Here is a 24,683-nt window from a genome sequence, read left to right on the forward strand (position 1 = left end):
ATTATTTTACAGCGTCTTTAAATGAACGAAATATTTCAATGATATATAATAGTAAAAATCTTGTCAATATAAGCCTTTATAAGTAGTAAAACTAAATTTATTTCACTCATGAGAATTGGTAAGTTTTGAACTTATGCCCCTTTTTTGCCCCTTACATCCATAATTTGTTCCAGGGGCAAAATTTTTCCGCTTTTTTTGAGTACCTAAATTTCACTATCATTATACCACTTTAGAAAAAAATCACAAAGCCCCCAGCAAATCGCTGAGGGTTTTTGCTATTTTGTCATTTTGCCCGTTTTGTCAAAATAGAAATCAAATATCGCAACCATTATTGACAGAATCTCCATTTTGCCAATAATCACATGATATGTTTATTTTCCATGTGCGAATCAAAATCACGCAAACCGTTGAAACGACTGCGTTTGCCTATTTTCCAAGTAAATTCCGTGTGCGAATTGATGTGCGGTTCCGTTTTATCTTGAGTTTATCTTGAGACTATCTTGGGAACGAAAAAAGCCCCTAGATGGTATGTTGCTACCGACATTTGTGTCGACAACAAAAAAGCCCCCAGCGATTGCTGAGGGGTTTTTGAAATACAATGATAGCGGTTGGGCGGCGTATCCAACATCTCAGGTACTCTCTCGAGTGCGTCAGGAGCCTTTCTGACCTCGTTATCATTCATTGTATTTAGTTTACTACTTATCTTCTATTTTGTCAAATGCTTTGATGCGACCGTTTCTCTTCATGTGATTTAATTTGGAATCTGTGATGTCGTAAACCGAAGCCACAAAGAAATAGTCGTTTTTCTTATCTAGTTTGACAGCGACCAGAACATTATCTGCAAGGACTTTGATAACTTCAAAACTCTCTGTCTTCACATTCTTATTTTGACCAATAAAATCCGGCGAATCCAAAATAGTAGCAACATCTGGGATATATTTGATCATCTTTCGATGTCTACTTTTTAACATATGTTTTTCAAGATTTTCTTCGTGGATCAGGATATCGGTTGCAGAAGTTTCTAACCCTACTATTTCCTTGATTTTTTGACTGATTTTTACATTGTATTTCATGATTTTTATTATACCACATTCCTTTTCGCAAATCATAATCCCCAACAAACACTGGGCTGAAAATCTATTTAAATATACCCCATGCAGGACCAAATCGTTTACCGTCTTTGGTAGCGCCCGTTGCAACGTAATTACGCTTGCCACTGCCACCAATATATGATACCCAGACATAGCCGTTTGCATCTATAATAACCATGTCGTAGACAAATGACTCGCCACGCTTGTAGACTGCCACGATCTCACCGGACGTGTTAGGTGCACGACGGACATTGATTGCATCTACCGTCACGGTCATGGTGCCTGTCTCATGGTAAGAACGAGAGCCTGCAAGGTTGGGTGCTGACTGTGTTACAGTTCCGGGCGGTGTGATGTAATGCACGACCTGTTGACGATAGCTTGCAGCGCTGTAGTAGTTGCGGACAGGGTAGCGTTTGCCACCGAAATTTTGCTCTAAGATAGTCAATCGGTCACCGTCGACTGCTTCGACCACAACCACATGTCCGTATGGATTGCCTGGTGTCGCGCCCAGGGTCACAATCTGCCCTGCTTTAAATGGACCAGATGTGGATACCGTCCAGCCATTTGCTTGCCAGTTGTATGAGGAGCCGATGTTTTTGGCCGAAATCGTATCGCCAATCGCCCCGCTGACCCAGCCCACACCAGCTCCGAGCCCAACCGTTGCATCTGGACTAATCATTCGCTCGTACCAGCTTGCCAAAGCGTAGCATTCGCCGTTTCCAACTGATATACCAGACCCGACTTGCGCCCGGACATTGTTTAATGCTTCATTTACTGTTGTCATGTGATTACCTCCATAATAAAAAAGAAGGATATTTCTACCCTTCTTTGACTTTTTCACGTAAATATTTGTTAACAAATTTCTCAAATTTGCTGTATAGCTTTTGGAATACTGGGTCATCTGAGATATTTGCTATCCTAACTAAATCAATTGAAATAACTTCTGGAATATCGTAAATAGTATCACCACTTATTTTAATTAAACCTAAATTTGATAATGATACTTTGTATTCTATATTGACTTTATAGGCAAAAGACATCACCGCTTTAATATAACTTTTTCTCAAACTAGTTTCGATTTCTGGAGAATCGATTGAAAGATGTGATTTGAGCTCATGGCATGAGTCAATAAAAGATATAATATCTTCAAAATCTGTAACATTATCAAATTCACCGTCTTTATTTAATATGGCCGTATTAAATCTGAGCAATGGCACAGCTACGCTATTCAATTGTTCGAGTGTAGCAGTGGCTTTCTCATTCAATTCTTTTGCGGCCTCTATTTCTTTCTTTAAATTCAAACCTGTTGCAGAAATCGAAAGTTCTCTGACCTGACTAAAGTTAATAAGTATAAAAATGGTTGTTGCTATAACAAATTGAATAAGTAAGTTTGCTGATCTATTCTCAAAGAAAGAATTAACAAATACGATGACAATTGGAGCCAGTGATAAAACTGTTAGGAATTTCTTGAATTTCATTTCTTGACCTCTTAGAAAAATATATGTCCATATTATTCTAAAAAGTTATACTTTGCAAGTAGTTTCCATGTGCTTTACTAATTCCAAGAAATTAACCATCCGCTTATTATCCTCTTTTCGGCAATAATTTCGAAACTTCTCGACCTCAGCTTTTTTCTCTAACCTTTTCTTAAGAAACGAGATCCAGTACAGATCATCCTCTGAGAATTGAATCTGACTACCATCCTTCAATGACTGACGATATTTTTCCAAAATCTGCACATACTTCTTTCCGTCGGTAAACTTTCCAAGGTATTCAATTAAGTCATTCGCGGTTCTGTCTACATCCATACTATTCCTCCTTCAAATCCGCAAGGTTCATTAGTATACAGGTTACCCCGGCAAGGACAACGGTAGATGCAACAACTGTCCAATTCACTTCCGTCAATAGGGCAGTTGACCCAATGACCCCAAGCGCTGCCTGCGACATCGTTTTAATGACTTTAATACCTAATTTTCTAAACCATTTTTTCATGTCTATTCTCCTTTTTCGATTTTTTCGATTCGGTCACTCATCTGAGATACCTCACCTTTAAGACCACCGATTTCACGGGCCATAGCGCCCATTTCTGCGGTAGTCTTTTCGAGATGATTCATCAAGCGGTCCTCCCGCTTGTTACTTTCTTCCTTGGCCTGCTCATGGAAATCCATGAGCTTAGCTTCTCGCTTGTCGGATGTCTTAATCAGATAGCGGATGACAAAGCCGAATAATAAAATAAACAAAATAGCCCAAGCCACTTGGCTTTGAGCTATTCGTTCTGCGTGTTCGATTGGCATCAATTTACCTCCAGTCTGTTAAATACGGCCATGGTATTTCCGTGTGAGTTTCGTCGCAATCTCCAGTTTATTAGACCTGCAAAATCCTCGGGATTGGTAGACAGACCACCACGATAATTGACTGTATCAATACTTGTTGCTTTGGTAACCGTGTAAAAAGTATTATTAATCCATGTCATGTTGACCATGGACCCAGCAATCTCTTGCGATTGCAATTTAACAACATGTTCGGATTTGGTCTCAAAATAGCAATTATTTATCTCGACATCATAGAGCCCCTTGGTCTCCTCGTGATTTGAGTCATGGAAATACAGAGCTGCATAGCCTGAATTTGTAATAAACTTGCTGTCTTTAAGCAAAATTTTACAATTTCCATACATACCCATGCCAAGTGCTGATCCACCGCCTTCTGTTATCAAAATGCAATTATCAATCGTCAATGTCTTGCTATAAAGATTACTGTCTTCTACGTGCAATGCATATCCACCAGTCGAGCCTTGAGCGCGTTTAATTGTTATGTTCTTCAGGATTCCAACTGAAAACTCCATTGCTGGACGATCGTAGGTGCTATCCGAACATGAGATGATTGTTGTCAACGGATTCTCTCCTTCGATAATCAATGATTTGCCCCACGCTTCTACATGCTCGTTTGTGTAATCTCCCGATTTAACGTAAATTCGGTCCCCGTCCTTGGCATTTGCAACCGCATCTGTCAATGTGGTATAGTCGCCAGTGCCGTCTTGCGCAACGATGGTTTTGGTATCGAGCCTTGATGATGCAAATTCACGGACGATTGCCGAGATTTTAACCATACCTACCAATGATACTGTACTTGCACTCTTAGCTTGTGTTGTCAATATCATATAGACTGCGTTGTTTGGTATCGGCAATGTTTGGTGCTGATATACCACTTCTTTATTTGCATCAGTGATACCGCTAATAAACTGCTTATCTTTATCATAAAACGCAATATGCAGACCTGCTCCTAAAGAGGGAAATGTTCCGCTTAGTGAAACTGTGGAATAATCACTGATGCCGATGTAGTCACTTCGGTTCCAGTCAACGTTCGTTGTGTTGAAAGTCCCTGCTGTTCGGACAAATCCAGGGATCCATTTTATCAAAATATTATTTTGCAATTCTGCTAGATTCATGTTTACCTCCTCGAATTGTTTTCTGATAGCTTCTCCTGCAGATGGATATTGCCGACCACTGTTAGCCACACGAATATCTATCAATTCACTTGGTGCCGTTCCATTCCCAGCGTTAGCGATAAGATTGTTAATCTGACCGCTGACAACACTAATATCTTGAGCTGTTGATTTGTCGGCTAGCTCCATTTTGTCCAGCCGTTCTACCAGAGTATTTGCATAGCCTCTGGCCTTAGCAACTTCCATGTTGGCATTGCCTTCCTTGGTGCCTTCTAACCATGTCCGTTCAAATAGCTGCGCAATGACTTCACGAACATCAGACCCTTTACTTTTGGTTCGGATCCAATCCGTCAGGTATGAAATTTGATGTAGGACATTAGGATCAACATCTTCAAAGTCAGTATAAAATTTGCCACGGTTGCTTGCTTCATCCGCCTGTTTCGTCAAACTCTTAAAATCATATGCCATCCGCATTTCCTCCTTGTGTTTCTTTTAATTTTTCGATAGCTGCTTGAGTTTCAGCAATCTTATTGTCAAAGCTTTGCTTCTTACCTTCAGCAACTTGTTTCTGTACTGTCAAACTAGCAATTAAGTTTGCATCGCTTTCTGGGTCTAACTGAGCAATTTGTTCTGTCAGAACTTGAATTTCTTGGGCAAAACTTTCTGAGTTGACCTGATACTGCGATAGTTCAGTCCGCAAAAGTGACATCTGATTGTTGTAATTTGTTTGAGCCTCCAGTTTTGCATTTGCTGCTTGTTGATCAGCCATTACTTTTTCCATTGACTTTGCGGCCTCCTGTTGTTGTAGTTGGAATTTAGATAAGGTCATACTATCGGTACCTACGGTCAAATCTACTGACTCTGGTTGTGTGACATCAATCACCTTTTTGATAATCTGCAATCGCTCCACTCCAGAAAGCGGTGCATTGTCAATGGGATGGCTATTGCCAATCTTGAATTTCTCAAAGGTCTGGTCAATCAAGTAGAGTTCTACCACCGACACCGACCAGGCAGAAATGGCAATCTTTTGATTGGCTATGTACTGCTTGCCACGTTCTAATAAGATTCTGGCATCCTTGATTTCTGTCCAGTCTATAGGTCTTTGTATGATTCCGAACTGTCTGACCAATTCAGGGTCTTCAATGTAGCTCCTACCACCATTAACGCCATTGATTGTGACACGTTCACGGACAACATATTGGCCTGTTTCTTCATCTTGAGTATCTTTATCCAGGTCAGCGCCTAAAGGAACTAATCTAGTAATAAGGTTGCTCAAATCAAGCTCCCTGCGTGCTGTTTCAATGTTGGTACCTAGTTGGATAGGACTAGACATGTCTTGACCGACATCTTTTAGATAATCCAGATACATACCGTCATCCTCCAAACGTAGTTGGATATAGCCACCCATTCGACCAACAAGATAGGTTTTGATGGTTTCAAAAGTAGTGTCATAACCAATAAAGCGATAGGGCACGTCGGATTGATTTGGAACGGTCACCCGGCCAATTTTGAATTGTTTGTGTGGTTCTACTTGCCCATTATGGACATCAATAATCCGCCTCAAATAGTCTTCGACACCGTTATTTGTAACCCTCTGGAAAGTCTGTGTAGAATCCTGAAGATAGCCCAGTACCGACTCACAAACAAAGGTCTTTGCAAATAAACCTGTTGAATCCATGCCTGCATCTGGTTTTAGGACACGGCCATAAAATTCAACTTCTTTGTCGTATTTGTTGACGATTTTGACCAAACCCGTGATAGGCTCAATCTGATTATAAAGAGGATGGTCATACATGAGTTCAAACTCAAATGTACCAATATCAGACAAAGACTGTTCCAAACGTCCAGCCGATACTTTATCACCGTCCAATTGGGTTTCATGAAGCAAAGTGCCTACTTTGTCTGCGTGATTTTTGTAGTAGATAATCCGGTAGCCAAGTTCAATCATCCCATGACCTCTTTCTGATAATGAAATTGAATTGTCCCAGTCCCTTCCACATGAACATCATTGACACCAGGACGTAGGGACAAGTAGTAGTCTTGTTTGCTACCAGCTTCGAAAATGACCGGTTCTTCATCGTTAACCTTTACTGAAAATCGATTATCTACAGTAATTTTAGGTTTAACAGCCACTGAGCCAGCGTTGAAAAGAGGAAAATCCAGAGAGCCATTCACGATGTACTTGGTATAATTTGCTACATCATCATCAAAATCAAAAACATCCCAAAGATCATCAAAATAATTCGTGTGACTTATCATGTACGGGTAACAATCGAATACAATTGTCACTGTAAGCTGATTGAACTGCTCACCGTTCTCTACTTCAACGGATTTGCACTTACCAAGCCAATAATAATTGGCATCATGCGTGTCATAGAGTTTGTTTCGAGGGTGTACCATAAGCTTCTGCTTGATGTTTCGTTCTACAATCTTACGTTGACTATATGGTGTGTTAAACAACATGAAAACATACTCAATTTCACGATTTTCAAAGACCCGTGACCCCAATAAAGCAGAAAAATCAAGAACCCCCTGCTTAAATGGGAGGTTCTTGAGAATTTCTTTTTCATCTGGAGTTGGGGCATTGCGTTCCATCAAATATAACTTTTCATTCTTGGAGTTAAACCCCATGAATTGAATGTATTCATTGATTTCTAAGTTGCCCATGAAGTTCTACTCCTTAACTGTGTATTTTGACCAAGGTTGCGGTCAACTTTTCGACTGATGACTTTGCCGTCCAGGTATGTGTTTCCACTTCTGCGGACTTCGTCAATCAGTTCATCAAACTTCTTGATTAAGCGTTGCTGACTAGCAACATTGTCTATGCTGTGCTGGACACTTTGAGGATTATGTGACACAGTGACACTGTTCATCAAGTTAGCTGCCATATTTGGCAAATCAAACGAACCATCAAGCCCGGTCTGTACCAATTCTGACAATTGACCAGCCATACTTGATACATTGCTTTTGACTTCCTGCCAGCCTGAGCTGATACCACGGTTCAAACCAAACATGATGGCCAGACCATTATCAACCAAAAGACGTTTATCATAAGAAATTGGACCCTTGTTTCTCTTGATCCACTCAGCCATGCTCGATACACTAGCTGTGATTTGTGCCCATCCTGCATCAATCCCTGACTTCAAACCAGCCATTAGGGCCGTACCGTTAGAGTACAGGTTGACACCAGAACCAACATTTCTCAAAGAACTGTTCATGTTATTAACAGTGTTTTGAGTAGTTGACACCATTTGTTGGCCAGCAGATTTCCAAGCTGAAACCATTTGACTTCCACCATTGCGAACTGCGGACACAATAGCCGTCATTCCATTCAAAATAGCTGACTTCATCTGATTCATAGTGGATTGGGTGATGGTCACCATTTGGGTCCCGGTGGACCTGATTGCAGTTGCCATCTGGTTCCCACCATTCCGAACTGCTGAAGCACTAGCAGTCATTCCATTTAGTACAACTGATTTCACTTGTGACATTGATGCCTGCATTGCTGTAGTCATTTGAATACCCGCTGTGCGGATCGCTGTTGACATCTGCATACCCGCGTTAGAGATTGCCGCTGTTGCACCAGCCATTGAAGACATGATACCAGCACCTAGTGCCGTTACCTGACCCAGTGCCTGACTAGATGCTGAACCTAACCGTTGCATGGCATTTCCTGCTGCATTGGCTTGACCGTTAAAGGTTGCAAGCCCTGCACTTGCTACAGATGCAGATGGTCCAATGGTCATGAGCATGGAAGCAAATTGTGTAATAGTTGCACCAATCGCCATCAAGCTAGTTAATGAAGACTGGGCACTGGTTGCAAAGGTCATCATAGCAGTGCCAGCCATAGTCATCATAGCTGGTAACGTTCCAAGGCTAGCTGATAGGGTTGTAAGGGCAGTTGGTAACATTTGAATAGCTACGCTAGCCATCCGAGCTGATGTCGCCATCGTTTGCATGCCCATTCCTGCCGCTTGAAGTCCAGGACCAGCAGAACCTATTCCAGAGGCTACAATAGCAGTCAATCCAACTGCTACTGCTGCAAGTGATGCACCCATATCTATGATGTTTAGACTTGTTACTTTACTGATACCACTAGCCAAACGTTGGAACCCAGTTCCTGCGTTTAAGGCAGCATTACCGATTGAGTCAAAGACTCCAGCTACTGAGTCTAAAATCCCTGATACCGCTGAACCAAATGACTCAATAATCCCTTGGGCACCACTAAACACCGTTTCAAGTGTACCGTTGAATGTTTCCAATGCTCCTGAAAGACTATCAATGATTGGTGGAATAACTGACGCTAAGTCGGTAAAAGCATTGATTATATTTGGTAGTTGAGAAACTACCGCCGTCACCATTTGGGTTATAGATGGAATAAATGGAGCCAATGCCTGCACAATTTGGACAATTGCATTTGACACAATTGCAGCAAGTTGGTTAAAAGCGCTCATAATAGCTGGCAATATCGGAGTGACCGCCTGAACAATTTGCACTGCTGCTTGAGAAATTACCGTAACAACTTGAACAAAAGTAGAGCTAATAATAGCAATAATCGGTGTAAGTGCAGTAAGAATTTGGGCAACGCCTCCTGTAATTGCTGAAACAATCCCCGCAATTGCCCCACCAACTGCGGTTGCCACCATTGAAAATGCCGTACCAAATGCCACAACTAACGGTGAGAGCATCGACAATGCGGAAGCTATTGTTGTCATAACTGGGGCAAGAGAAACTAAGGCAGCAACAAAGGCTTGAAGTGTTCCTCCTACTAATTGAACGAAAATATCAGCTAATCCTTTCAAGAACGGAAGTACCATTCCCTGAACAGCACTTAATGCCACTAATGCAGCAGTTACCGCTGCAAGCCCCATCGCAAACGAAGCAACTCCGACTGGATTAAGCATAGAAATAGCTCTAGCTATCCCTTGGAATACAGTTGAAATAGCTGACCCAATCCCCTTGAAGATTGAAGCAATACCCTTTCCTAGTCCGGTAAAAGTATTCTTTACTGCAGTTCCTGCCGATTTTGCCATTTTAGATAGACCAGCGAACGGATTTGGTATTTTCGGAGCTGTCGGCTTGAATTTACTAAAAGGATTTGGAATCTTAACATCTTTAAGTTTTTTTAGTGCCACGATTGTAAGTCCAATAGCGCCAATAAGCGGGGTAAATGCTCCAATATTCAACTTACTTAATGCTTGCTTGATGAAATCAAGCGCTGGCTGTACTTTTGTTTTTAATTCGTTAAATTTAGCAACTACGGCACTGATAGCGCTATTTACAATGTTGCGGAATGTTTCAGAATGCTTATAGGCATAAACTAGACCCGCAACTAGGGCGGCGATTGCTACAATAGCAAGACCCCATGGGTTAGAGAGGACGGCGCTTATTCCTTGGAAGGTAGCTTTTAGTGTACCAATACCCTTCATAATTCCGGACAAAGCCAGTAAGACAGGTCCAGCACCGACGGCAATCAAGGCAACCCATTTTTGCCATGGTGCAAGCGGTAGATTGTCCCAGATAGTCTTGACCACATTGCCAACATTTTTAGCAAAGTTCTGAACCGTTGTCTTGAGGTTCGTCATCAACTGGGCAACATCTGCTTCAGGATCACCAAGACCTGCCACAAAGTTCTGGAATGCGCCTTTCATAGCATCCAAGGAACCAGCAACGGTCTTTTCTGACTCTTTGAGGAAGTTCCCGTCATATTGCTTGGTGCGGTCCATGAACATCTGCATGGCAAGTTCTGCTTTTTCGGCATTGCTTGCCGTTTCCCACTTGAAGTTGAGACCTTTTTCAAGGGCATAGGCTTCAAGGGTTGTCGCATTCATGGCAACACCAAGGTTATCCATCATTGTGAAGTTGCCTTTGGCTGCGCCTGCTACGGATTCCATAGCCATGTTCATGTCAACACCCATAACGGATGCCACGTCTGCTGCACGTTTCATGGCTTTCGAAGTCATATCAAGGGCTTTTTGTTGCTCCACTCCTGAACCTTGAAAGAGGGAACCCATTTTATTAGCTGTAGCCATGTAATCCGATGCAGAGAGCCCCATGGTCTGGTAAGCACTCTTGGCATCATTTTGAACACTCTTGGCAAACTGACCGAAGACAGCTTCTGTACCACCCAGGTTCTGCTCAAGACTTGCATAGCCTTTTACAACTGCCCCAATACCTGCAAGGGCTGGAGCAGTTAAACCAGCCGAAAGTGCCAGACCTGCCGTCTGGAATCCATTTGCGACATTCTCAAAGGTTCGGTTTGATTTACTTTGGAAACTCTCGAAAACAGATTGAGCTTCCTTGATTCCGCTTGTAAAATTCGAAACATTGGCCTTTAAGACCGCTGTTACATCAAATGCCATTAACTAACCCCTCCTTTCTCTAGGTATTCGTTCATCAAACGGTTTAATTCTGCCATTCGGTCAAGTTTGCGTCTTCGCTCTGTTGGCTGGAAGAGATTTTGGATTTCCGTATCATAGTCAAAGAAATCATTAAAATCTTCATAAGCAGAACGAATGTTCTTTCCACTGCCTTTGGTAGCTTTAGCAGCCTGACTATACCAGGCATTCTTGGCCATCAAATGCAGTTGATCTACTGTCTTGATTTCAAATGCCTTTTGATATGCCCAAAACTGTTCGATGGTTGTGTTGTAGGCTTGTTGATAAGTCAGCCCAGCTCTTGCAATCAGTATGGAGATACAGTCTGCGTAGGTGTAATGGTATCTGTTGTCTGTGTTGCTTGCTCCACTACTGTCATCTGTGGTTGTGGTTGTGCTGGTGCTTGAACTTGTGGAGCCTGGTCTCCTTGAACCTTCATAGCGAATGCCAGGATTGGTGATTTTTTTACTTCTTCTAAAACGCTTGTGAAGACTTGTTCGATGCGACCTTCGATAATCAGCTGTGTCAAATAGGCTTCCAGCTCTTCGTTGCTAGGTTTTTGAGGTGCCTCAGCAGTTGCAGCTTTAATCAAATCATAGAATGCCAATGGATCACCAAGGAACTGACCAACATTGAAAAGAGCCATTGCGCCATAACCAGTCTTCATGCCTTCAAATTCTGCTGGCTTACGCTTGTTCATTTCAGCAAGAAAGCCTAAACCAAATTTAAGTTCATAGTTTTTTCCGTTAATCGTTAAAATCATGTTTTGTTACTCCTTAATAAAAAAGGGGCGGATGTACCGCCCGTTTCAAAATTAGACTGATGTTACTTTAGCCAAGGTTTGGTAAGCATATTGAGCCGCTTTGACCGCCACTTCTTGCGATTCAGTCAAGGTGTCTTTGTTATCAAATAGTCCTTTACCGTCAACTGCGTATGAGTAGCTTAATTCAACCTTGCCATCTGCTGGAGAAGTTAGTTCGAAGCTGGTGAATTTTCCTTGGAAATAATCTACCAAGTATTCTGTTTTCTGAGTTTCCTCATTCTTCTTACCTGAATTGATATCTACGTTCCAAACTTCAACAGTTTCGCCATCCAAAAACCATTGACGCATTTGTTTCCACATTTCAATCGTTTCTGGATTTGTATCGCGGTAAGCAAGGGCTGAAAAATCAAGTGTATTCTCACCGTCTGCGGTACTGTTCACGATACCGTCAACAGTTGTCTGTGAGTCAGTTTCCTTTTCCATGCTGAGTGTCATTTCAGTCATAAAGCGGATGCGGTCAGCATCTACTTTTGCACTGTCTTTCAGCAAACGAAAAAAGGAAAGAAAATCTTTCCCGTTAATTACTTCAATAGGCATATTTTAAATTCCTTTCTGGTTGTAAGAAAATGAGATATCCAATACCCGGTGAATGAGGGGTTGGACATCTGTGTTATCTGGTGCATCTTGCTGATTACAAGATACAAAGTTAATTGCGTAGTCATAAGCTCCACGAGAGCCTCTCAGAGCGTTTAAGAGTCCGCTGGTCAAATTATCCAGCTCTGCTCTTTGTGTTCGTGTAGCGTAAATGTGAACCGTCTGAACGGCATTGCCGAATAGGTCAAAGTTCGTTTCATCGGTGTTGGAACTTTCACCAACATAGATGAACGGGTACTGGGTCCCGGCATCTGGCAGATAGTCAAATGTTCTGTCCGTCACTTTCAGACCTTCCGTGAATACATTCCGAAAAATTGCGTGGTTTGGGGTCATTCTTTAAAAGCTCCTTTCATGACATCTGTCATATCCTGTTTGAATTTTGGTTCTACTTCTCTGATTGCTGGGCGTAAGTGAGGAGTGCCTTCTTGGAACCGTGTACCGTATTCTTGGTAACCAGCATAAGCCGCTTCATCGTCAACATGTCCTTCAAGCGGTCCATGATAGGATGTTTTGATTTGAGATTTTAGGTATCCTCCATTTACTGCTGCAACAGGGGCTTTATCTTGAGCGGTAGTTTTTAATTTTTCTGTATTATTTTTTACAGCTTTGCTAGCACCATCAAGAACTTTTGACCCGGCTCCTTTGATGATCATGGTCAATTGCTCGACACCTTCCCAGTCAATCTTCATTCCTCCTGCCATCTAACCACCTTCTTTCTTAAGCCTAATAGCTCCCTTGATAGGTGCATCAATAGCGTCCAATGGTTCGTACCTACTGCCGTCATAGATAGCGTATTGGAATGGTTCTTGCTCTTGCTGGAACCGGCAAATCATAATCTTTTCAGACCGACTGCCATATTCTTCAAAGACCTTTGCTTGTGAAATGAAGTTGACCAAACAAGGTACAAGAGTTTCTGTTCCTGGAGTTTCGTCATAACTATCCGTTGCTGGATTGTATTTGGGTACAGTTCCACCACGGAAAAGAGCGATGCGGTGAGGTGTCTTCATAGGAACATCACCTTACCCTTCTGTCGTTGGGAACCGTCCAATCCAAAATCCTTATTCAAAATAGCCATGTAAGGTTTGAAGAGATTGTCCCACTCTTGATAAGTAACGGAATACCCGTCAACTGTTTCAGATGTGACCCCTTCAGAACCTTTGCGACCGTATAGCTTATAGACTACATTCTCAATCATGAAGTGATACTTGCTGTCAACGATTGAGGAGGATGTTAGTAGCTTGAAATAGCCTTCTGCATCTTCAATCAAATCTTCAAGTAGTTCATCTTCTGCTGTGTCATCGGCTGGAATACCCAACCGACGTTTGATTTTTGCAAGTTGGGTGCTGTTCATGACTAAGCTTCTTTCAAGAGTTCTAATAGCTCCGCTTTTTTAGCACGGGAGCTGTACTTGATACCAAGATCATCAAGAGCAGCCTTGATTTCGTCAATAGTTGGATCTTCAGACAGCTCGAGTTCTTCATGAGTTGGTAGAAGTAACTCATTATCAGACTGTTTTCCTTCGCCAACTGTTGGTTCTTCAGTTTTGATAATGTGCCCTTTTTCTTCCAATTCATCAAGTCGCTCCTGAGAGACGACAAACCCTGGGCGTGGATATACTGCGCCTCCGTAGTAGTATTGGTCGTTATCTAAAGAATCAAGGATGGCATGAGTAGTTTTATATCCCATGTATTAGCTCCTTTCTTAGACACGCTCAGCAGCTGTCAATTTAGCGAATGCATCTGTTTTCGTGATCATTACAGCGATGTCCATAGTGGCACGGATAGCAATCATTTCTTGTTCAAAGAGGTTGATTGGAGTGCCATCTGCATTAGTGATAGTTGAGATTTGACCTTCTTCTGAAATCTTATAGGTGATGTTGTACGGCACACCGTAGATCAGATTATCAAAGTCACCAGCGAGTAGATCGCCTTTTTCAAAACGTGCAGATTTAAGATCTACAGTAGTGATACCGTCAATGGTATTTGCAGTCTTATCGTAGATAGACACCTTGTTGCCGTCACGAGCTTCACGCAATGCGGAACGGTTTTGAATTTTTGACACGAACGCATTTGGTTCAACATCTGCATCATAGAGAGTATCTTGCAACTTCAAGATGTTGTCATAATTGATAGGACCACCAATGACTTTATTGGCATCTTTAGCAGCCTTAGCAACTGAGTTTGCAAAAGGTGTATCATGGCCAAGTAGACCAGCTTCATCAATTTTCTTGTAAAATGCTTCAACGATTTGAGGTTTTATGTCTTCGAAGAATTTCTTCCAAGTGTAGTTGAGGGCTTCACGGGATGTTACCAAGATAATGCCGAGTTTGTGAGCTTTCAAAGTCACTGGCACTACTTCTGGTTTGTCAGTCTTGATTTTCTCAGTTTCATTTACCCAGTAAGCTGAAATGCCGTCTGTTTGAACGTAGACAGTTTTTTCTTGCTCACCTTCCATTTCTTGATACTGGCCAAGCTGCATGACAAGAGAGCTTTGAGCAACTTCTTTCATGATGATGTCTGTAAATTCTTTGTGCAGTGTCCCGTCTTTCTTCTGTGATACGAGGACATTTTCTGGATTAAAAGTTTGTACTGTCATTTATTGACTCCTTTATTTGATAATGCGAGAACCTCGGAAAATGTCGCCACGGCTCTTAGTGGATTCACCACCGAATGAAGACGACATCTTCGGTGGTTCGGACTGTGTGTACTCAGCTTTGATTTCGCTGATGATACTTTCAAAGTCTGAAATAGCCTGTAAGGTATCATCTGCAGTTTCTTTGACCACAAACGATAGTATCTTGTCATTAACTGGCAATTTTCGACTAGATAAAGACTTAATTGCTTCATCCGTCAGCTCACGTTTGACCTTATCCTTTTTGAGTTGGTCAATTTCATCAAGCATCTTCTGTTTTTCAGCTTCAGCTTCTTTCTGACGATAGGCTTCAAGTTCCTTACCGGTCAACTCAGACTCGGCCTTGTACTTTTCAAGGGCCTTTTCAATTGCATCAGCCGTATCTTTTGCATGCTTTTCTTCAGCCTGCTTCAAACGACGTTGCATTTCAGCAAGTGATACCATTTTTTCAGGTTCTTGTGGATTGCTAGCTTGTCCGTTTTGACCTTGTTCCGGATCAACTGCTGGATTATTGTGTTCATCTGCCATGTTTTGGCTCCTTTCTTTTACGCTTTAACGTGCAACCTCCACGAACTCATGCAAGGATTAACGTCACTAGCACGGTTTGGACACAAAGAAAACCGCATCGAATTCGACACGGTTTTAAGTATTTTCGAGTAGTTTCAAGTAGTCTTTCCTACTAGTCAAGATGAGTGATCACGCTCCTAATCTTCGATTGCTCGGTTTGATACCTTGGCATAGACATCTACATAAGTTTCTGCTTTATCGCCATTATGAGTTACTTCCGCATAGTCGCCACACTTTTCATCAGACTTGATTTGATTAGTGCTGACTAATGCTTTCCAATTTTGTAGGGTTTTACTGAACCAAACTACAAAACAGTCTTCAGTCTTGATTTCACGACCTGACAGACGTGAAAATTCTTGAGCTGCCAATTTCTTTGCTTTTTCTAACATAATTTTCTCCTTTATTTACGACTAAACCAAGACTTCTTGGTATTACTATTGGCCACTTGCTTTTCAAGTTTGTCAAATCTCGCATTCGTAGCATGGGTGTTGCGTGAGTTAATCTGTTTCAGCTCCTCAATTTCCTTATCTTGCCTAATGATTTCACGTATAGCATAATCAAGCGTAGACTCGAGCCATTTGACTTTATCCTCAAAATAACGTTTCTTTTTGATACGTTTGTTCATGATCCTTGTAACCTCCATTTTTAGAAACAACCTGAATTTCTGGTTTGAATTCAGACAATTCTTTCAAAGCGTTCTGGTACGCATATTGGGCTTCATCGACATTTTGCAGTAATCGCTGAAGTTCGTCTTGGTTCTCCCAATTTAGCGCCAGGTCAATTGAAAAACTAGCCATTAGAGCCTCCTTTCCAAAGCCAACTGAAATCATTGTCAGTTAAGACTTGATATAAAATTTTACCAATGCGGTCAGCCTGTTCTTCTTCGTGTTGAACGTAACCAGCTTCAACCAAAATGCCATGAGTGATTTCATGGATAAGCGTTTGGTCTTCAATTTGCTGACTAGTAGAGTCATCTAGCACAATCTTACCGGTCTTGTACTCAATATGCCCCCATTCACCAGTTTTGCCTTGCAAGTCTGGCTTCTTGCTGACTTCATAAACTATACCGCCAATTTTGACAGTCTCCATACCTGGTTTCTTATCTCTGTTCATGTTTCCTCCTGTTTTTGGGTACAAAAAAAGCACTTAGACATCTCTAGGTGCTTGATTAAATTTTCTTTAAAAACTCTGAAGCAGTTAAATCATGGTTTAACCTCAATTCTCTGAGCAATCTTCTTCCTCTAAATCTTGTATCTTGATTATATGATTTCTTAAATTTATAGGTTTTGGAAAGTTCCTCGATTAAAGGGTTATTTGTTACTGCTTTATTAGGCAAGAGTGGCAGGATAGCAAATCCTAACTCTGATAATTCTTCATCTGTCGCTGACTTCAAAAATGAAATAACTACAGAAACAGGAAGTCCAATGTCAGCGGTAGCTACTTTTCCCCTAACTCCTTCAAAATGTTTCAAAAAACGCTCATCAATCATTTTGCAACTCCAAACTTATTAAATTCAAACCGGAAGAATTTTTTTCTATTGACAAAACTTTAAACTTCGAATTAGGCTGCAACAAGAACTCTTTCTCATCAATTTCAACTAGCATATCTGAAAATTTAGCTATATATGCCCCTTTATTAGATCCTTTAGGGATTTTAATATCAAATAAATATCTATCGCCTGCTCCGTCATTTGAAAAGTCCAGGGCAATATTTCTATCCAGACTTGTGCTTAAAAATCCTTTATCAATACTAGTCACTTCACCTACTTTTAGTTTGTTATAGTATCCTTCATCGGTTCTTGTTCCACGATAGGTTATAAAGGACTTTTCCGAAGTGTAGTCTCCCAATATGTCTATCAACTTAGAATTTCGCTCTAATCTTTCGCTGATAACCTGCTTAGCATACGGTTTATCATACTCGTCGAAATAACTCAAATACTCTTGTTCATACTTGTGAAGGCCGTCTCGTAATATTTTGTTAAATATTTCTTGCCCCTCCATCGTTGTATAAGCGTTGATGATTTCTTTTTTATCCGAGTTTATTTCAACTCCATTATACCACTCTTGATAAGATTTTTGTTTTTCAAAAAAAGCATCAATCTCATCTGGATTACTAGCAACAAAAATTTCATCTTCTTCAAAAGCAAGTAATTTCCGACCTGTACCTGTGATCTGTTTCTGACTAGTCTTCTCAGCTTCGGTTTGCTTATCCTCGCCCCACACACCATTTGGTGCTTCACGGTCAAGCGTACTGCCTCCAGCTTTATACTCCATTTTGATATGTCCATAGGCGGAACAGCGACAGTTAGGATGCATGGGGTACATGTTGACCCCTTTTTCCACTTTATCAATCGGTACTGCCACTTTATCCAAAGGTCCACACAAATCACACGCTCCAGGCTCAGCCACGAAGATCATGTGTGTAAATCCGTTGTCTTTCAACATGCTGTACTGCGTATCAGCGTTTATCCGTGCTATCTCTGTCTTCAACAAGCGTTTAGCATTCTGTTCGCTAGTACCGTATTTCTTGGCCAGGCGCTTCATTTCTTGCTTATAGCCCATCATATCGGTAAAAATACGATTAAGAGAACCAAACACCTCTCTCTGAAGCGTGGCCCGAAGTCCAAGACCGCCCCAAACTCTAGCAGAAAAATTCTGACCGTAGAAATCAGCGTCTAAAATCGCCTGCATGCGTCTTTTCGACCCGCTGGATGAAATACCCAAAATGCCTGCTTGACGCTTGTATTCGTTCAAGTATTCATCTGTCCGTGCCTTATCAAAGACCTCGTTAACCTCAGCGGTCAAATTTTGGATTTCAAGTGTTAGTTCAGCCCTCAAAAGTTCCAGTCTACTAACTTTCATCTTAAGGTTATAGACTTTGAGCCATTCATTCGTTGCATGACTGAAATCTTTTTCTTTGACAGCTTTGGCAGCCTTGGCATTAAACTTGGTCACGTCCATTTCAGAAACACGCTTCATGGCTTCTTGCTTGGTCAAACCTTCTTTACTAGCGTAACGCATGTAGAAGCCGTCGATTTCCCTTTGCATACGGTCAAATGACTCTTGATAGATTTGTGCCAGCACCCTATCACGGTCCAGGTCACGCTTCATCAGCTCAGCTTGGGCTTTTCGCTCCGCATTGTACCGCTGGTTACTTATTATCTGCTTGTCCGACATCTGCATCACCTACAATCTGACCAATTTCAAGGTCACTAGACCCACCTTGCTTCAAAATTCGGCTATGTTCAGTCTTGTAGTCTGTAAAACTAGCATTTTCCATAAGTGTTTCCTGCGAAATCTCACCGCCTGCCTCAATGTAAGCCTTAATTTCTGTCCAAACATCTTGCGGAATGTTCGGGTGGAAAGTAAAGGTCAACTTATTTGCTTCAATTACCGGACCGTTGATAGCTTTATGGATATTGCCAATAAGCTCATACCTGCGGCGCAAAGCCTTAGTGAAGTAGGTTTCCTTGTCTTTTCGGACCTGCTCAAGTCCAATCATCTTGTAAAGCAGGGCAATCCCTGAAGAGGTTGAATTGAAACGGTCATCATCCAAATTAGGAATGCGGCTAAAACGGTGAATGTCATTGGCCAGACGGTTCTTATAAGCCTCTGTGCCGTTGACATCATATTGCTTATAGATATATCCAGCATCTGCATTAGTCTGTTGTCCTGTGGCACTGATACCCGTTTTCAAAAAGAGCATGTTCGCATCTTTCATCTTAGCAGCATCTTCTGGAGATAAATTGATACCGTCCAAATCACCCTTGATCAGCAACATAGCATCGTTCAAGTCGCTCATGTAATTAGCTGTATCAGACTGGCCAGCATCGTAAGCATCAATCAGAGATATTTCACTCTCATAGTCGCCCATACGAAAACGGTTATTCCACCACTCAACCACTGGCACATCGTTGTAGCTGTGTTTTTTGACATCATCCACTACCAACCGAACAGAATTGTTCGAATACGGCTTGTAGATAATAACCTTGTCCTTAGTATAGACTGTCATGTTGACCTTGTCCGCATAGATTGGCAAATGCACTGCTGCGATGATATTTTGCTCTACCGTTAAATCACGGATAACAAACACTTCAAGCGGGCTGATTAAGACTACACGGTCTACCTTATCCTTATCTCTGAAATGGTATTCGTAGGCTCTGCCATAAACAGATGCATCAAAAGCCAGATCGCCGTTCAAAGCGTTGATGTCGTTCTGCCACTCAATATCCTTGATTGTTGATAATTGATCAGCAGAGCCACCCTCCATCACACCGATGCTTACAGGATTTCCAATGACATAGCTTGTCGCAAAGCTGGAAATATAACCACCCCACTTATGTCGGACTCGGTAGTCCGCCTTTTCATCATCCAGACGTCGATGTCCGGAAAGGATGCTGAAATTATCCCCTTGAGCATAAGAGGCAAGAATTGCCAAGCGTTGTTTCTGACTACCAAAAAAGGCTGCCAGCATATCCCGGAAAGCCTTTCTGCCCTTGTCAGTATTCAACAGGTCATCCACACTGCTGTATCTGAATTGCTCATTTGCCAACTGGCTAAAAACCAAGCTGTCATTTCTAATCTTCGTCACGGAATCAATACCGTGTTCAAATTCGTTTACCTTGTCCACTACTTACCTCCTGAACATCTTATTGATTTTCTTAATAGTCTTGTCAACATTTAATTTCGAAGCCTGAATATGATACCGCTCCAACGCATAGCGGATGGCATCAATGATATGGTTATTGCTATCAATTGGCTCATTCAACCACTTGCCGTCCTTGTCCTGTTTGTAGATGTAGGTATCAAACTCTTCAATTGTCTTTACACAAGACGGATGGATGTAGATTTTAAATTGCTTCATAAAGTCAATCCCTGCATTGATTGAGCCTTTGCCCTTGATAGATGGCACAAGTCGTCTGATGCCCTTTGCTTGCAACTCTGCGATCAACCGTTGCTCAGCACTATCAGCTGTAATCACAGCGTTCTGCATATCAGCATCCACAATCATCTTGAAGATGTCATCCGTTGTCATAGCGTGCTCGTAGTGTTCAGCATAGATCCATAACTCTTTCTTTTCTAGATCTACTGCCAACCGTGGAAATGTCGTCGGGTCATGGGTGAAACCGAAGTCAAGACCAGCAGTTGTCTCACCTATTCGCTTAATCGTGCTAACTATGTCAAAGTCTTTGACTTCGTAATTCTCAAACACAAGTCCTTCAGCAACACCCCAATCACCATTGGCAACTACTGCTGCACGTCTGGGATTTGTTCGCCAAAGATCTTCATATCTTTCAATATCTTGTTGGTCCAGCCATTCATTGACACGATATGTTGTCGTGTCTGCAAAGACATCCTTCTTCCTGGTGTCTTCGTCAAAAAAAGCAGATTTCAGCCAATGCCTTTCAGACCACGGGTTGAAAGTGACTGTTATCTGCTTGAAAAAGTCTGGTACATCGATTGAGCCACGAATAGACTCGACCAGTGTTTCAAATTTATCCTGATTTTCGACTTGATAAGCTTCTTCTAACCAGAGCCACGATAATAAGCCTGTGTCAACGGTAATGGATGTAATCTTCAACGGGTCATCAAGACCCCTAAACAGTATCTTTTGACCTGTTGCCTTGACCGTAATCTCTGGTAGGCTCTCATTGAACTTAAACAAGTGAGACACATTCAATCTGTTCGCGGCCCACTTTAAGTCTGTGTAGGTTGACTGCTTATTAGTGTTTGAAAACCTACGGACAACCAAAAGATTAGCCCACGGATATTTCAAGATGTCATGGATATAACAAAGTGCTGTACTCTTTGACTTCTTAGAGCCACGACCACCCTTGACAACTCGGTAGAAATTCCTTGAATGAAAGAAACGATTGTAACCTTTTCCTAAAGCATGCTTCATGGAAACTTGAATATCAGTCATCATCGTCCTCCAGTGGGACATCGTCAACGAAAGTAACCTTCCCAGAGATTTGAACTTCTGATTTATCAGTAAACAACTGAAGATGTCTTCCAAGAATTTCCAAAGCCCTCAGACGATTCTCGGTGTCCGCTGTGTGTTCGTATTTCATTTCTGATTCCACTTCGTTAGTAATCAAATTAGTCTTTTTAGAATAGCCCTCCTGGACCCTACCGAAGCCGATGTTTGCTATTTCACGAATGACATCATCACCATTGATTTTCAACTCTTCAAGAATCGGCTCAGTCCGAGATTTAATGTATTTCTGAATTATAGGTTTTTCTAGGTTTTCTAATCCAATAGCTTGAGGCTGTTTATAGCCCGCTTTTCTAGCGGCGTCCGTTGCATTTCCTTTGTTGGCAATGTACTCATCGGCAAACAGCCGTTGCTTTGGAGTCAAGCCAAATTCATCTCTATTTGCAATAAGTCATCACCTCCAATCAAAAATAAAAAGCCACACGATTGTGTGACTAATGCATATTGGGTCAGAGCGATATGCAATTCTCTGACCTCATCGAGCCAAGACCCTCTCAGGGTTACTTGCTCTTGACATGGGAACAGCAGGAATCGAACCTGCGCCTACAGATTAATAATCCGTCGCATTAACCCCTTTGCTATGATTCCCAAAAGACCCCTAGCGGAATCAAACCACCATGCTTATAACTTACCTAGGATATAAGTAGCTGCGCAATCATGCAGGGCCTAGTCGCATCCGCAACCATTTCAAAGTTAATGAGTAATCTATGAATGCTCACCCTAAAGGCTTACCCCGTTCTGGGACACAAACACTCAAAGGAGAGTGTGGGATTCGAACCCATGCGCCGATTATTCGACCTAGCAAGGTAGCAACCTGCCCTCTTCAGCCTCTTGAGTAACTCTCCATAACAGGCAAGGCTTACTGCCTTACCCTTATTTCTTGATGATACTATAATAGCACGATTGTTTGACCAGTGCGCTACAGACTAGTTCACTTTAGTTCACTTTTGTCAATTACAGCACCTAGTTCACGGATTGCATCTTTCTTCTTTTTGTAGAAAGTAGTCTTGCTGCATTGTAAAAACTCAATCATATCATATACGCTTGCTTTCTGAATATACACCATCCTTAGAATTGTTCGACTTGCAGGTTTAGGCATTTTATCAATCAGCCTACTCAATTCAATCCTGCGTTTGATAGCTTCTTCAGTAGCATCCTTCATATACTCTTTCAAGGAATCTTGCATGCTAAAAATATCAATGTAACGTTCATCTAATTGAATCTTCTGACCACCTTGAACCTTATTCACGTTCATTTTAGGACTAGAAAGTAAACTAGCTTCAAGATTAGCAAGCTCATCAATTCGATTCTGTATCTCTTCATCCAAATTTTGTAGTTCATCAAGTAACTCTTTAGCCTTGTTCACTCTCTGTCTCCTTTGTGGTATAATATTGATAGCGAAACCACAGCCTGGGCAGAGAGTGCCTTGGCTTTTTTTATTCCCATGTGATATGAATTTGCTTGTTGGTTATAAAATCTTCACCAGAAAATATATTTTTACTATAGGTCGAATGATACTCTACTTTGAAACCATCTCCTAACAATTCCTTGATTTTCTCAAGGGTCCTTTCATCATCCAATCTTCGTCTCGTATAATCATCTTTAACTTTTAAAACACTAATCAGATAGCCGCTATACCCTTGCATAGCTGATTTCTTAATGACTTTTTCCAAATCATATTTTTTAAAGTAACGTTCAAACCACTTGTCATAGCTTTCTGAACTTAATTGCTGTACTTCATCAAATAGTGTCATTTCAATCCCATCCTTTCATTATTCAGTTTTATAATCTTGAAATTCCATAGTATTCATAGCCACAATATTCAGAGCAAAAACCGTATGTGTTAAAATATTCGTCAAATACTCCGATTTTTTCTTTACAAACAGGACAATGCGTTCTACGGTATCTTTCTTCTTTGCTCAATCCGTCCAGTATTTTCTTTTTTCTAATTCTTTTATTCATTTACAACCTCCTCTCCCACGGCTGTCGCTGATGGCTATAATACGGGTACACCAGTCGAATTTTCCCTCTCGGAGCTAGCACCCTAGGCTCATAGGGCTTGACTTGCTCGTACAGCTCGTCTATTTTATCCAACATGCGTTGTCGCGGTGGTCGTCCGTCTAGCCATTTGTAGACAGATAGAGTCGTCACGTCCATCTCGGTCGCAAATTGGTCTCTCGTCCATCCTGTCTTTTGTAGGATGTATTTGATTTTATCCGCTGCGGTCATCTACCACACCCCCTCGATTTCCAGACGATTGTCTGATAAAAAATTAAACTCAAAGCCAATTTGACAATCCGACGAAAGACGAACCAACCCAGTTTCCAAATCTACTAATTCATGCAAAATTGGATAAACGTTGGCTATCGTTAAAACAACCTCTTTGTCCTCGTCGTACATCTGCAATTCTTTGATTAGTTCTTTAACGGTCATTTCAAATCCTCCAACGCTACCCACCGAAACTGCGGGTATTTTTTAGCTTCTTCTTTAGTGCATTTGTAGATATAATCAATCCTATCATTCATGGAATCGCAATGCCCTGTGAACCATAGTTCTTCCACATTGTCAATATAAGTATATTCCCAGAACCTCGGCTCTGGCACATCGACCAGTAGCACGCCTAGTTTTTCGTTAGTCATCGGTTGCCTCCTTGCGAACTCCGTAAATCATATATACGGCTATCTCCATTTGAGCCATACTATTAGCGTAACCAACCCAATCCTTAAACTCTTGAGACATCGGCAACCAATCTTTAGTCGCTCCTAAATCATAACTATCAGGTTTTTCATCAGCAAATATACATTCCATAACCCCTAAGAACGTCATGCCATCTTCCGCCATCTCACGAAAATAGGCCACCCTTTTCTTTACAGCGTCTGGCAAATCATGTGTTGGCGCTATTATTTCATCGGCTTTTACAGTCCAGCCGTAAATACCATTAAACATTTTATCTAATCTTTCCATCTAACAACCTCCTGAGCACCCAGAATTGATAAAGTCTTTAAAAGCCTCGAGTTCTTCAACAACATCATCCAGTACCTTTTTCTCCTGTCTAATGTCCTTCTCCGAAGCTCCTTCGCGTTTGATATAATGCTCCAAAGCGTGCTTCATGATATGCAATCTCACATATTCGCTTGCCATTATTTCTCCCCTGATTCTTTCTA

General features: G+C 41.5%; 36 protein-coding genes and 2 tRNA genes. All 38 read right to left on the reverse strand.

The window, feature by feature from the left end:
• Positions 1-695: 695 nt before the first annotated feature.
• Complete coding sequence (locus K6V48_RS09610; RefSeq protein WP_261311102.1) at positions 696-1,073, reverse strand: PBECR3 domain-containing polyvalent protein; 378 nt, start codon at positions 1,071-1,073, stop codon at positions 696-698.
• Between the two features lie 64 nt (positions 1,074-1,137).
• Entirely contained in the window at positions 1,138-1,875 is a 738-nt protein-coding gene (locus tag K6V48_RS09615; protein ID WP_029997289.1) for a PlySs2 family phage lysin, read from the reverse strand.
• 34 nt (positions 1,876-1,909) lie between these two features.
• Entirely contained in the window at positions 1,910-2,569 is a 660-nt protein-coding gene (locus K6V48_RS09620) for a hypothetical protein (RefSeq protein ID WP_029997291.1), read from the reverse strand.
• A 45-nt stretch (positions 2,570-2,614) separates the two neighbouring features.
• Positions 2,615-2,899, reverse strand: coding sequence for a hypothetical protein (locus tag K6V48_RS09625; protein WP_029997292.1), 285 nt, complete (start codon positions 2,897-2,899; stop codon positions 2,615-2,617).
• 1 nt (position 2,900) lies between these two features.
• A complete protein-coding gene (locus K6V48_RS09630; RefSeq protein WP_029997293.1) occupies positions 2,901-3,083 on the reverse strand; it encodes a holin in 183 nt (60 codons plus the stop codon).
• A gap of 2 nt (positions 3,084-3,085) precedes the next feature.
• A complete protein-coding gene (locus K6V48_RS09635; protein WP_029997294.1) occupies positions 3,086-3,385 on the reverse strand; it encodes a hypothetical protein in 300 nt (99 codons plus the stop codon).
• On the reverse strand, positions 3,385-5,001 hold the full coding sequence (locus K6V48_RS09640; protein WP_029997296.1) for a pectinesterase: 1,617 nt from the start codon (positions 4,999-5,001) through the stop codon (positions 3,385-3,387). Before K6V48_RS09640 ends, K6V48_RS09635 begins: the two co-directional genes overlap by 1 nt.
• Positions 4,991-6,481, reverse strand: coding sequence for a phage tail spike protein (locus tag K6V48_RS09645; RefSeq protein ID WP_172101896.1), 1,491 nt, complete (start codon positions 6,479-6,481; stop codon positions 4,991-4,993). The genes K6V48_RS09640 and K6V48_RS09645 overlap by 11 nt, the downstream gene beginning before the upstream one ends.
• Positions 6,478-7,200 carry a hypothetical protein gene (locus K6V48_RS09650; protein ID WP_172025161.1) on the reverse strand — a complete coding sequence of 241 codons (723 nt, stop codon included), beginning with the start codon at positions 7,198-7,200 and terminating at the stop codon, positions 6,478-6,480. The genes K6V48_RS09645 and K6V48_RS09650 overlap by 4 nt, the downstream gene beginning before the upstream one ends.
• Positions 7,188-10,895 carry a hypothetical protein gene (locus K6V48_RS09655; protein WP_172101897.1) on the reverse strand — a complete coding sequence of 1,236 codons (3,708 nt, stop codon included), beginning with the start codon at positions 10,893-10,895 and terminating at the stop codon, positions 7,188-7,190. Before K6V48_RS09655 ends, K6V48_RS09650 begins: the two co-directional genes overlap by 13 nt.
• On the reverse strand, positions 10,895-11,110 hold the full coding sequence (locus K6V48_RS09660; protein WP_050572231.1) for a hypothetical protein: 216 nt from the start codon (positions 11,108-11,110) through the stop codon (positions 10,895-10,897). The genes K6V48_RS09655 and K6V48_RS09660 overlap by 1 nt, the downstream gene beginning before the upstream one ends.
• Before the next feature lie 107 nt (positions 11,111-11,217).
• Entirely contained in the window at positions 11,218-11,673 is a 456-nt protein-coding gene (locus K6V48_RS09665; protein WP_079270394.1) for a tail assembly chaperone, read from the reverse strand.
• Between the two features lie 51 nt (positions 11,674-11,724).
• Positions 11,725-12,270 (reverse strand): phage major tail protein, TP901-1 family, encoded by a 546-nt coding sequence (locus K6V48_RS09670; protein ID WP_029997307.1) that lies wholly within the window; start codon positions 12,268-12,270, stop codon positions 11,725-11,727.
• Between the two features lie 3 nt (positions 12,271-12,273).
• Positions 12,274-12,660, reverse strand: coding sequence for a DUF3168 domain-containing protein (locus K6V48_RS09675; RefSeq protein WP_222369375.1), 387 nt, complete (start codon positions 12,658-12,660; stop codon positions 12,274-12,276).
• Positions 12,657-13,028: an HK97-gp10 family putative phage morphogenesis protein gene (locus K6V48_RS09680; RefSeq protein WP_261311103.1), complete on the reverse strand. Its 372-nt coding sequence runs from the start codon at positions 13,026-13,028 to the stop codon at positions 12,657-12,659. Before K6V48_RS09680 ends, K6V48_RS09675 begins: the two co-directional genes overlap by 4 nt.
• Entirely contained in the window at positions 13,029-13,334 is a 306-nt protein-coding gene (locus tag K6V48_RS09685) for a hypothetical protein (RefSeq protein ID WP_222369377.1), read from the reverse strand. It abuts the gene before it with no gap.
• A complete protein-coding gene (locus K6V48_RS09690) occupies positions 13,331-13,678 on the reverse strand; it encodes a phage head-tail connector protein (RefSeq protein WP_222369380.1) in 348 nt (115 codons plus the stop codon). The genes K6V48_RS09685 and K6V48_RS09690 overlap by 4 nt, the downstream gene beginning before the upstream one ends.
• Positions 13,679-13,680: 2 nt before the next feature.
• Positions 13,681-14,013: a HeH/LEM domain-containing protein gene (locus K6V48_RS09695; RefSeq protein WP_222369382.1), complete on the reverse strand. Its 333-nt coding sequence runs from the start codon at positions 14,011-14,013 to the stop codon at positions 13,681-13,683.
• A 15-nt stretch (positions 14,014-14,028) separates the two neighbouring features.
• Positions 14,029-14,922: a phage major capsid protein gene (locus K6V48_RS09700; protein ID WP_222369385.1), complete on the reverse strand. Its 894-nt coding sequence runs from the start codon at positions 14,920-14,922 to the stop codon at positions 14,029-14,031.
• 12 nt (positions 14,923-14,934) lie between these two features.
• Positions 14,935-15,486 (reverse strand): capsid assembly scaffolding protein Gp46 family protein, encoded by a 552-nt coding sequence (locus K6V48_RS09705; RefSeq protein ID WP_222369388.1) that lies wholly within the window; start codon positions 15,484-15,486, stop codon positions 14,935-14,937.
• Positions 15,487-15,662: 176 nt separating this feature from the next.
• Positions 15,663-15,914, reverse strand: a complete 252-nt coding sequence (locus K6V48_RS09710) for a DUF6275 family protein (protein WP_024390611.1) — start codon at positions 15,912-15,914, stop codon at positions 15,663-15,665.
• A gap of 11 nt (positions 15,915-15,925) precedes the next feature.
• On the reverse strand, positions 15,926-16,150 hold the full coding sequence (locus tag K6V48_RS09715; RefSeq protein WP_222369392.1) for a hypothetical protein: 225 nt from the start codon (positions 16,148-16,150) through the stop codon (positions 15,926-15,928).
• Positions 16,116-16,322 carry a hypothetical protein gene (locus K6V48_RS09720; RefSeq protein ID WP_222369395.1) on the reverse strand — a complete coding sequence of 69 codons (207 nt, stop codon included), beginning with the start codon at positions 16,320-16,322 and terminating at the stop codon, positions 16,116-16,118. The genes K6V48_RS09715 and K6V48_RS09720 overlap by 35 nt, the downstream gene beginning before the upstream one ends.
• Positions 16,315-16,638 (reverse strand): hypothetical protein, encoded by a 324-nt coding sequence (locus K6V48_RS09725; protein ID WP_222369398.1) that lies wholly within the window; start codon positions 16,636-16,638, stop codon positions 16,315-16,317. Before K6V48_RS09725 ends, K6V48_RS09720 begins: the two co-directional genes overlap by 8 nt.
• Positions 16,639-16,693: 55 nt before the next feature.
• On the reverse strand, positions 16,694-17,014 hold the full coding sequence (locus K6V48_RS09730; RefSeq protein WP_222369400.1) for a hypothetical protein: 321 nt from the start codon (positions 17,012-17,014) through the stop codon (positions 16,694-16,696).
• The gene (locus tag K6V48_RS09735) at positions 17,007-18,701 is read right to left on the reverse strand and encodes a minor capsid protein (RefSeq protein ID WP_261311104.1); all 1,695 of its coding nucleotides are present in this window, start codon (positions 18,699-18,701) and stop codon (positions 17,007-17,009) included. Before K6V48_RS09735 ends, K6V48_RS09730 begins: the two co-directional genes overlap by 8 nt.
• Positions 18,676-20,154: a phage portal protein gene (locus tag K6V48_RS09740; protein ID WP_222369406.1), complete on the reverse strand. Its 1,479-nt coding sequence runs from the start codon at positions 20,152-20,154 to the stop codon at positions 18,676-18,678. The genes K6V48_RS09735 and K6V48_RS09740 overlap by 26 nt, the downstream gene beginning before the upstream one ends.
• Before the next feature lie 3 nt (positions 20,155-20,157).
• The gene (locus K6V48_RS09745; RefSeq protein ID WP_261311105.1) at positions 20,158-21,447 is read right to left on the reverse strand and encodes a PBSX family phage terminase large subunit; all 1,290 of its coding nucleotides are present in this window, start codon (positions 21,445-21,447) and stop codon (positions 20,158-20,160) included.
• On the reverse strand, positions 21,440-21,883 hold the full coding sequence (locus tag K6V48_RS09750; RefSeq protein WP_222369412.1) for a terminase small subunit: 444 nt from the start codon (positions 21,881-21,883) through the stop codon (positions 21,440-21,442). Before K6V48_RS09750 ends, K6V48_RS09745 begins: the two co-directional genes overlap by 8 nt.
• Positions 21,884-22,035: 152 nt before the next feature.
• Positions 22,036-22,108 (reverse strand) — tRNA-Asn (locus K6V48_RS09755).
• A 168-nt stretch (positions 22,109-22,276) separates the two neighbouring features.
• A tRNA-Ser gene (locus tag K6V48_RS09760) sits at positions 22,277-22,364 on the reverse strand.
• An 86-nt stretch (positions 22,365-22,450) separates the two neighbouring features.
• A complete protein-coding gene (locus tag K6V48_RS09765; RefSeq protein WP_023371145.1) occupies positions 22,451-22,885 on the reverse strand; it encodes a DUF1492 domain-containing protein in 435 nt (144 codons plus the stop codon).
• Between the two features lie 70 nt (positions 22,886-22,955).
• Entirely contained in the window at positions 22,956-23,273 is a 318-nt protein-coding gene (locus tag K6V48_RS09770) for a hypothetical protein (protein ID WP_222369415.1), read from the reverse strand.
• Between the two features lie 28 nt (positions 23,274-23,301).
• Positions 23,302-23,481: a hypothetical protein gene (locus K6V48_RS09775; protein WP_222369417.1), complete on the reverse strand. Its 180-nt coding sequence runs from the start codon at positions 23,479-23,481 to the stop codon at positions 23,302-23,304.
• Positions 23,482-23,748: 267 nt separating this feature from the next.
• The gene (locus K6V48_RS09780; RefSeq protein ID WP_044672862.1) at positions 23,749-23,952 is read right to left on the reverse strand and encodes a hypothetical protein; all 204 of its coding nucleotides are present in this window, start codon (positions 23,950-23,952) and stop codon (positions 23,749-23,751) included.
• Positions 23,949-24,158, reverse strand: coding sequence for a hypothetical protein (locus tag K6V48_RS09785; protein WP_222369419.1), 210 nt, complete (start codon positions 24,156-24,158; stop codon positions 23,949-23,951). The genes K6V48_RS09780 and K6V48_RS09785 overlap by 4 nt, the downstream gene beginning before the upstream one ends.
• On the reverse strand, positions 24,151-24,483 hold the full coding sequence (locus K6V48_RS09790; RefSeq protein WP_222369421.1) for a hypothetical protein: 333 nt from the start codon (positions 24,481-24,483) through the stop codon (positions 24,151-24,153). The genes K6V48_RS09785 and K6V48_RS09790 overlap by 8 nt, the downstream gene beginning before the upstream one ends.
• The coding region (locus tag K6V48_RS09795) for a hypothetical protein (protein WP_222369427.1) at positions 24,484-24,683 on the reverse strand (200 nt) is incomplete at its 5' end.

Source organism: Streptococcus suis (genome assembly GCF_019794555.1).
In the GTDB taxonomy this organism is placed as follows: Bacteria; Bacillota; Bacilli; order Lactobacillales; family Streptococcaceae; genus Streptococcus; species Streptococcus suis_AB.

Coding starts and splice junctions, on each gene's coding strand:
- K6V48_RS09610 (WP_261311102.1), bottom strand. CDS start 1,073: ATGAAATACAATGTAAAAATCAGTCAAAAAATCAAGGAAATAGTAGGG.
- K6V48_RS09615 (WP_029997289.1), bottom strand. CDS start 1,875: ATGACAACAGTAAATGAAGCATTAAACAATGTCCGGGCGCAAGTCGGG.
- K6V48_RS09620 (WP_029997291.1), bottom strand. CDS start 2,569: ATGAAATTCAAGAAATTCCTAACAGTTTTATCACTGGCTCCAATTGTC.
- K6V48_RS09625 (WP_029997292.1), bottom strand. CDS start 2,899: ATGGATGTAGACAGAACCGCGAATGACTTAATTGAATACCTTGGAAAG.
- K6V48_RS09630 (WP_029997293.1), bottom strand. CDS start 3,083: ATGAAAAAATGGTTTAGAAAATTAGGTATTAAAGTCATTAAAACGATG.
- K6V48_RS09635 (WP_029997294.1), bottom strand. CDS start 3,385: ATGCCAATCGAACACGCAGAACGAATAGCTCAAAGCCAAGTGGCTTGG.
- K6V48_RS09640 (WP_029997296.1), bottom strand. CDS start 5,001: ATGGCATATGATTTTAAGAGTTTGACGAAACAGGCGGATGAAGCAAGC.
- K6V48_RS09645 (WP_172101896.1), bottom strand. CDS start 6,481: ATGATTGAACTTGGCTACCGGATTATCTACTACAAAAATCACGCAGAC.
- K6V48_RS09650 (WP_172025161.1), bottom strand. CDS start 7,200: ATGGGCAACTTAGAAATCAATGAATACATTCAATTCATGGGGTTTAAC.
- K6V48_RS09655 (WP_172101897.1), bottom strand. CDS start 10,895: ATGGCATTTGATGTAACAGCGGTCTTAAAGGCCAATGTTTCGAATTTT.
- K6V48_RS09660 (WP_050572231.1), bottom strand. CDS start 11,110: ATGGCCAAGAATGCCTGGTATAGTCAGGCTGCTAAAGCTACCAAAGGC.
- K6V48_RS09665 (WP_079270394.1), bottom strand. CDS start 11,673: ATGATTTTAACGATTAACGGAAAAAACTATGAACTTAAATTTGGTTTA.
- K6V48_RS09670 (WP_029997307.1), bottom strand. CDS start 12,270: ATGCCTATTGAAGTAATTAACGGGAAAGATTTTCTTTCCTTTTTTCGT.
- K6V48_RS09675 (WP_222369375.1), bottom strand. CDS start 12,660: ATGACCCCAAACCACGCAATTTTTCGGAATGTATTCACGGAAGGTCTG.
- K6V48_RS09680 (WP_261311103.1), bottom strand. CDS start 13,028: ATGGCAGGAGGAATGAAGATTGACTGGGAAGGTGTCGAGCAATTGACC.
- K6V48_RS09685 (WP_222369377.1), bottom strand. CDS start 13,334: ATGAAGACACCTCACCGCATCGCTCTTTTCCGTGGTGGAACTGTACCC.
- K6V48_RS09690 (WP_222369380.1), bottom strand. CDS start 13,678: ATGAACAGCACCCAACTTGCAAAAATCAAACGTCGGTTGGGTATTCCA.
- K6V48_RS09695 (WP_222369382.1), bottom strand. CDS start 14,013: ATGGGATATAAAACTACTCATGCCATCCTTGATTCTTTAGATAACGAC.
- K6V48_RS09700 (WP_222369385.1), bottom strand. CDS start 14,922: ATGACAGTACAAACTTTTAATCCAGAAAATGTCCTCGTATCACAGAAG.
- K6V48_RS09705 (WP_222369388.1), bottom strand. CDS start 15,486: ATGGCAGATGAACACAATAATCCAGCAGTTGATCCGGAACAAGGTCAA.
- K6V48_RS09710 (WP_024390611.1), bottom strand. CDS start 15,914: ATGTTAGAAAAAGCAAAGAAATTGGCAGCTCAAGAATTTTCACGTCTG.
- K6V48_RS09715 (WP_222369392.1), bottom strand. CDS start 16,150: ATGAACAAACGTATCAAAAAGAAACGTTATTTTGAGGATAAAGTCAAA.
- K6V48_RS09720 (WP_222369395.1), bottom strand. CDS start 16,322: ATGGCTAGTTTTTCAATTGACCTGGCGCTAAATTGGGAGAACCAAGAC.
- K6V48_RS09725 (WP_222369398.1), bottom strand. CDS start 16,638: ATGAACAGAGATAAGAAACCAGGTATGGAGACTGTCAAAATTGGCGGT.
- K6V48_RS09730 (WP_222369400.1), bottom strand. CDS start 17,014: ATGATTGATGAGCGTTTTTTGAAACATTTTGAAGGAGTTAGGGGAAAA.
- K6V48_RS09735 (WP_261311104.1), bottom strand. CDS start 18,701: ATGTCGGACAAGCAGATAATAAGTAACCAGCGGTACAATGCGGAGCGA.
- K6V48_RS09745 (WP_261311105.1), bottom strand. CDS start 21,447: ATGACTGATATTCAAGTTTCCATGAAGCATGCTTTAGGAAAAGGTTAC.
- K6V48_RS09770 (WP_222369415.1), bottom strand. CDS start 23,273: ATGACACTATTTGATGAAGTACAGCAATTAAGTTCAGAAAGCTATGAC.
- K6V48_RS09775 (WP_222369417.1), bottom strand. CDS start 23,481: ATGAATAAAAGAATTAGAAAAAAGAAAATACTGGACGGATTGAGCAAA.
- K6V48_RS09780 (WP_044672862.1), bottom strand. CDS start 23,952: ATGACCGTTAAAGAACTAATCAAAGAATTGCAGATGTACGACGAGGAC.
- K6V48_RS09785 (WP_222369419.1), bottom strand. CDS start 24,158: ATGACTAACGAAAAACTAGGCGTGCTACTGGTCGATGTGCCAGAGCCG.
- K6V48_RS09790 (WP_222369421.1), bottom strand. CDS start 24,483: ATGGAAAGATTAGATAAAATGTTTAATGGTATTTACGGCTGGACTGTA.